4 protein-coding genes are annotated in these 7,332 nt (G+C 47.8%); all 4 read left to right on the top strand.

Features of this window, described 5'->3' with window-relative positions; translation table 11 throughout:
- The first annotated feature begins 154 nt into the window (after window positions 1-154).
- On the top strand, window positions 155-1,078 hold the full coding sequence (locus GC098_RS38020; protein WP_171649511.1) for an ABC transporter permease: 924 nt from the start codon (window positions 155-157) through the stop codon (window positions 1,076-1,078).
- A 12-nt stretch (window positions 1,079-1,090) separates the two neighbouring features.
- On the top strand, window positions 1,091-1,954 hold the full coding sequence (locus GC098_RS38025) for a carbohydrate ABC transporter permease (RefSeq protein WP_171649512.1): 864 nt from the start codon (window positions 1,091-1,093) through the stop codon (window positions 1,952-1,954).
- A 61-nt stretch (window positions 1,955-2,015) separates the two neighbouring features.
- Entirely contained in the window at window positions 2,016-3,593 is a 1,578-nt protein-coding gene (locus GC098_RS38030) for an extracellular solute-binding protein (protein WP_171649513.1), read from the top strand.
- A 170-nt stretch (window positions 3,594-3,763) separates the two neighbouring features.
- A partial coding sequence (locus GC098_RS38035; RefSeq protein ID WP_171649514.1) for an Ig-like domain-containing protein occupies window positions 3,764-7,332 on the top strand: 3,569 nt, incomplete at its 3' end.

Genomic DNA, 7,332 nt, shown 5'->3' on the forward strand with positions numbered 1-7,332 from the left:
ATGAGCCAATCGCGAAAAAATGCACGATTTACATGGGAGGGGGCATATCCCTATGCTATGACTAAGCGTTCCCGGCTTGCCTCAGGTTAGCCAAATCGCTGAGGCGATACAGAAACGACTATACAGATGAACGACTTGGGAGTGTGATTCATGAATGGTTGCAAGCAATTGGAAAGCGGGCTGGAGGGTCGCTCGGAAGAACAAGATCCTATACTTGTTGATGCTGCCGGGCATTCTGTACTATATCATTTTTAAATATGTTCCAATGTACGGGATCCTTATCGCGTTTCAGGATTATTCAATGGGACTTGGCATCTGGGGCAGCAAGTTTGTTGGATTCAAGCATTTCACCGAGTTTTTCGTGAACACGCCCGATTCATGGAAGCTCATACGCAATACGCTGATGCTGAACATGTACGATTTATTGTTCCATTTTCCGACACCGATCGTGTTAGCGCTTCTATTTCAGGAGCTGAGGAACAAGTATTTTAAACGGATGGTCCAGACGATCAGCTATATGCCGCATTTCTTGTCCACCGTGGTGATCGCGGGCATTCTCGTCATCTTCCTGTCGCCCACGACTGGGATAGCTAATGTCATCATGAAGTGGTTCGGTGCTGAACCCGTCATGTTCCTCGGGCTCCCAGAATGGTTTCGAACGATCTTCATCGGATCGGAAATCTGGCAAAAAGCGGGCTGGGGCACAATCCTTTATCTAGCGGCAATTGCGGGTATCGACCCGTCCTTGTACGAAGCAGCCGAGATGGACGGTGCGAACCGCTTCCGAAAGATGTGGCATATTACGCTTGTCGGCATGGTCCCGGTCATGATTATTTTGTTCGTGCTTAATTTGGGCCACATTATGGAGATCGGCTACCAGAAGATCATTCTGCTGTATAACCCTCTGAACTATGAAACCTCGGACGTGATTAATACTTACGTGTACCGAAGAGGGATTCTCGATGCAGACTTCAGCTTTGCATCTGCCGTCGGCCTGTTCCAATCGGTTATCGGTCTCGTGCTGGTCGTGTTCGCAAACCGGATCGCCCGCAAACATTCCGAGACCAGTTTATGGTAGAAGGAGGTACACATGCATACCAAGCAAAGTTTTCCATCGAAGTTGTTCGACTTCTTCAACGTACTTATCATGCTGTTATTGATTATCGTTATGCTGTATCCGATGGTTTTTGTGTTCTCAGCTTCTATCAGTAACAACGCCATGGTAGCGGCAGGAAAGATCGTGCTATGGCCTAAAGGGATTACTCTGATTGCTTACGAACGGCTAGCTTCGGATAAACAACTATGGCTTAGCTACTGGAATACGATCCGCTACACGCTCTTCCATACACTGTTGACCGTGTTTGCGACGGCTGCGATGGCATATCCACTGGCCAAGAGATGGCTGCCCGGCAGACGGGCGATCCTGATGCTCGCAGCCTTTACGATGCTGTTCAGCGGTGGACTGATTCCGACCTTCATGGTCGTGAAGCAGCTGAATTTGCTCAACACGATCTGGGCGATTGTCCTTCCTTCGCTGATCAGCACCTGGCACCTCTTTATTATGCGGACCTTTTTTGAAGCGCTTCCGCAGGAGATTGAAGATGCCGCAACGATAGACGGTTGCGGGCCGGTGCAAGTGCTGCTGCACACTGTGATTCCACTCTCCATGCCGGTTATCATGACGATTAGCCTGTTTACAGCCGTTGGACAGTGGAATGCCTTTTTCGATGCGCTCCTTTACTTGAACGAAAAGCACATGTATCCTCTGCAGATCATGCTGCGCAGCTATCTGATCGAAGGTTTGAATCCGCCGCAGGGCGAAGGCGATCTCAATTCGATGGAAACGGTGAAGTATGCGCTGATTATGATTGCAACGCTGCCTATTCTGTGCGTGTACCCGTTTGTTCAGAAACATTTCGTTCAAGGCAGCATGATTGGTGGAGTGAAAGGATAGAGTCGGATTCACATCGAATCTGTTTTCTATAGATAAAACTAGATAATGGGAGGTTTGCAATATGAAAAAGAAGAATATAGCGGCGATGCTTGTCCCGGTCCTGCTTGCCGGGATTGCAACGGCTTGCAGCAGCGGAGGGAAAGTCGGCCAATCGCCGGATCCTGTAACAAGTGATTCAGGAGCGGCGAAGCCGAAATCGTCTGTGTTCACGTGGCTTGTTGCCGATCGCGTCGAAGGGCCTGTGCGTCAAGACTGGGAAGTGTTCAAGGAGCTTGAGAAGAAAACGGGTGCTAAGATTGAATTCCAGGCGGTTCCAGCCGCGTCTTTTGCCGAGAAGCAAAAGATTCTGATTGCGACCAATTCGGTTACCGACTTGATGTTGGTGACCAATCAGGAGGGCCGGGAGTATGGTCAAGAGAAGATATTTCTGAATCTGAAGGATTACCTGGATCAGGCCCCCAATATCAAGAAGTTTTTCGATTCGAATCCGGAAGCGAAGGCGCAGGCCACCGCAGCGGATGGAGGCTTGTACACGATTCCTCAACTGGACAGCTATATCGGGGGAAAAGGATTCAACCAGGCCTGGTATGTGCGACAAGATCTGATGGATAAATACGGTTTGAAAGCACCGACAACCCTCGATGAGCTCTACCAGCTCCTCAAAGCGTTCAAGCAGCAGAATCCTGATTCCTACCCGCTTACGTTGACCCCGCCTGAGTCCGGCGAGATGGGGGTGTATGGCGTATTTATGAAAGCATTTACCGGTATACAAGGTTATATCAACCTGAATCCCGCGAACGATCAATTTGCATTTACTGGGAATCAGAAAGGATTCAAGGAAGCTCTCCAATTCATGAATAAATTGTACAGTGAGAAACTGCTAGACCCCGAATATTCGCTGCTGACACGGGCGCAATATGACGAGCGGCTGATCTCGAGCAAATCGTTCGTCACTTACTATTGGAAGGCGGATGTCGAACTTCTCCAGAGCAAAGCGCGCACAGCAAGCGGCAATCAGCAATTCAATTTGGACGGATTTCTACCTGTTACTGCTCCAGGTGTGAAAAATTATTTGTTCTCCCGTCCGGTTGTTGGAAGTCTGGGTATGGCGGTATCTGCCAAAGTCAAAGATAAGCAAGCGGCAGTCAAACTTATCGATTATTTAGTTGGCGAAGAAGGCAAGAAACTGCTTAATCTTGGTATCGAGGGTAAGACGTATAAAATGGTGGACGGAAAGCCTCGTTTTATGGAGGAGTTCGGAACGGCCCCATACAACACGCTTCGTCGCGATTACGGCGTCTGGTATCCGATGATCGGCTTTGACTTCGCTCTCCCGCGCTTGGCTTGGGAAAGCGCATTGGACGAGAAGACGAAGAAAATCAATGCGGCTTACGAACCGCTTGTCATCTCAGCTCCGCGATCCTACGTGAAGACGAAAGAAGAGCAGGAGATGGAGAAGTCGAAGCTGAACAATCTCACGAAATATCTGGATCAGAGAATGGCTGAATTCGTGATGGGGAAAACACCGATCAACGATGAGAAAATCAATGACTTAATCGAACAGTCGAAGAAGCTCGGCCTGGACGACATCGTGAATATGTACAACACGGCCTATAAGCGGACTTACGGCTCGAAGTAAGGACTCTCCTAACGGCAGAAAATGGATTTGGAAAGACGGATGCAAACCTAGCGTTTGCATTCGTCTTGATCAAATGAGAAAACGCTTTCTTTTTTGGGGCCTTTACGGTGAGATTGGAGGTCCATTAATTCAAACTCCATTAATGAAAATGAAGAAAGGGTGGATGCATAATGTATAAAAAGATAATGTCAGGGCTCATTTTATGTACGCTTCTAGTTTCGTTGTTACTCCCGCTACCTAAAGGATTTGCCACTGGAAGTGCAGGCGTCCTTCAGTTCCAAGATGATTTCAGTACAGGGATGTCACTGTGGAATGGAATTAACGGGTCATGGGTCGTTGATAATGGCGCACTTCGCGTTACAACGTCCAGCTCGAACAATATTGAGATGAAAGGGACGAATTCGGTTTGGCAGGATCAAATCGTTGATTTCAGGCTGAAAATCTTGGAAACGCCGGGAGGTGGATTTACAAGAGTATATACGAGGTATATTAGCAATACCAGCAATTTAAGCTTGATGATCCGGCCTATCGGGTTAAGTTATACCATTAATGGGTCTAGCGAGGTGTCCCTTTCCGGCTATAAATTTACCGTTGGTAGTAACTACGACATCAAGATGAATATATCGGGAAGCACGGCAACAGTATATGCAAAAACTCAATCGGAAACCAATTATACGAGTGTAGGAACGATTACGGGCGTACCTGTTCAAAGCGGGAAGGTCAGATTTTCAACCTTCAACGATAAAGTGGAGATCGATAATGTAAGCGTCACCAATTTGCGTGATTCGGCTTTTATGGCTAACGGAAACATATTGTCTTCTTTAAACGTGGGAAGTCAATCCAATTTGCAATTAATCAATGCGACTGGAAATTCGGTTATATGGACTTCTGGAGATACAGCGAAGGCAACTGTTGATGGAAACGGTGTGGTTACCGGGTTAAGCAGAGGACTAGTTACTATTACTGCCGCTACGGCAGACAATTTGTCGCAAGTGAAATTCGATATCTATGTGATAGACCCGGTGGATTCCATAGGGGTATTGCAGTTCCAGGACGATTTCAGCAATGGCATGAATCTATGGAATCCTGTACAGGGGACTTGGATGGTTGATAATTCCCGCTTATCTTCGACAACAACCGCTTCCTCTCTGATTGAACTCAAAGGGGCGAATGCACAATGGAGAAATCAGACGATTTCGATGCGGTTTAATCGTGGAGACAATTTGGCCGGCAACTTCATTTCAATTAAGCTTAGATATGTGAGCGAATCCGATTACACACGGCTGCTGATCAGGGGGACCGGGTTAAGCTATATTAAAGCAGGTGGTACGGAGCAGTCTTTTTATTCCGCAGCATTTAATCAAGGGATAGATTACGATATCAAACTGGCTGCTTTGGACGATTCGGTTCAAGTATATGTAAAAAGCGCAGCGGATCCTGATTATACGTTTGCCGGAGCCATTTCCAACGTTGCGTATTCAGTTGGCAAGGTGCAGTTGACAACATACAATCTAAAGGCGACTATTGATGATATTAAAATTTGGAACCATGAAAGCTCAAAATTAGTCATGGGCACCAAGCTGGCCGCTTACGCCAGAGGAAATAGCGCGCCTATTCCGATCACCAATAAAACCGGAAAAAATGTCGTATTGAGCTCAAGCAACCATGCTGTAGCAACAGTCGATCAAACTGGTGTTGTTACAGCCGTCGCAAAGGGGCAGGCTACTATTACCGCTGCAACGTATGACGGTTCCTATCAAGATAAGAGTGACGTTGTCGTCTATGTCCGGCCAACAGGTGTTTCCCTAAATAAGGCCAGTACTTCGCTATATGTTGGGGAATCCGAGGAGCTTACGGCGACGATCGCTCCAACTGATGCCGATAACCCGTTTACCGTATGGTCAATCAGCGACCCATCCGTGGCAAGCTTGGTCGGCGGAGCAAGCAAGTCCAGAGCCATCAAAGCGTTGTCCGCTGGGACGACGATGGTTGCTGTTACTACGGTAGACGGCGGATTTTCGGCCACAACCCAGGTTACGGTGAATCCTATACCGGGTCCAACCGTTTCACCGGCGGAATTCCAGATCGATACGACTCCGCATGCTTTGTCGCCCTATCTATTAGGTGTGCATAACGAACAAGTTTTAAAAATCGGCAGGGTGACCGACTTTCAACCTGCAAGCCATGATAATCTCGGCATGGAGCTCAAGCTGCAAAACGTGCGTGGTCCGGATGGAACAGGCGCCGATTTCTACATGTACAACGAAGATACCCTTATTAATTCGAAGGATCCGCGTTATCAGCAATTTTACGGAAATAAAACGATCGGGGCTATTGAAAATGTAAGCTTAAAGCCGGGCTATCCAGGGCTAACCCTTGCGAATTCGTACCATCTGGCCAATACTTTGGGTGTGCCGTACGTATATGACTTGAACGTCATCTCACAGTCGGTAGATGAAATTATGACTCAAATTCGGCAGATGAAGCAGCTGACAACCCAGCCTATGTATGTGGAAATGGGGAATGAGCTATATTCCATTTTCTTTGATAAAGCGTTCCCATCGGTAAACGAGTACATTGCAAAATGCAAATTGATTTATCAGGGCATCAAAAACATCGACCCAACCATAAGAGTTGGTATTGTCGCAGTCGCGAAAGACCTTGAAGACAGGATCGCGGCTGACCCCAATAATCAGCCAGATCCTAATGTCGACTGGGGAGCGACGCAAGGGGGGCGGGTTGCTGCTTGGAACCAGAGCCTGGCGCAAGACACCAGTTTCTACGATGCGATCATCGTCCATGTGTATTCCCCTATTCCGTATCTGAATGATTTGACGAACAGCAAGATGATGGACTATTTGTATACGTATAACCAAAGCGCATTGGAAGGGCTCATCATTCAAAAAAATCAATTCCCGGGCAAGGAAATGTGGGTAACGGAATGGTCCTCGCTTCCGACGGTTATTTTCGGAGAGACGGACTTGAACGAGAAGGCACGCAAACAGTTCATGAAGACGCCAGGATTTGCGATCCACAGTATGGAACGGGTGCTGCAAATGATCGAGTCAGGCGCAGTGACGATTACCGACGTTCACGCGATGGTGGATACTCAGGGGTTTGGAATCGTGCAGCAAGCATCGAATGGCGATCTCGTCAAATTACCGAATTTTCATGTATTTAAAGCATTAGGCGATTTGCTTGACGCAAACAGCAGTTACTACAAGATCAATCTCGCACAGGGCAACGTTCAAAATGAAAAGCTTCGCTTTATAGCAACGAATGTATATTATAATGTCGCGGATGTTGGCGCATGGGGATTCGGCGATGCAAGCGGCATTAAGAAGGTCGTATTTGCCAACCGCACGATGAACCCGGTTAATGTATCCGTACCAGGAGCGGCGCTCAAGACGAATTGGATATACGGGGGAGAAAATCCTTTGCCGGATTACCTGACCAATCCGAATGCGAGCTGGCTGGACGCTCCTCAGGTCAATCCGTTGCCAGAGGCACCTGTCTCAAGTTTTGCCGGACAGATCCAATTGAAGCCCTATTCGATGACGATCGTGGACATTACAGATGCTGCTGCGCCAGTTACGACAGCTTCCATGTCTCCTGCGCAGCCGGATGGACAAAATGGTTGGTACGTAAGTCCGGTAATGGTAACATTGACTGCCACTGATCATGGATCGGGTGTGGAGAAAACAGAGTACAGTCTGGACGGAGGAACCACATGGCAGAT

It is taken from the genome of Paenibacillus phytorum, assembly GCF_013141715.1.
Classification (GTDB): Bacteria; Bacillota; Bacilli; order Paenibacillales; family NBRC-103111; genus Paenibacillus_E; species Paenibacillus_E phytorum.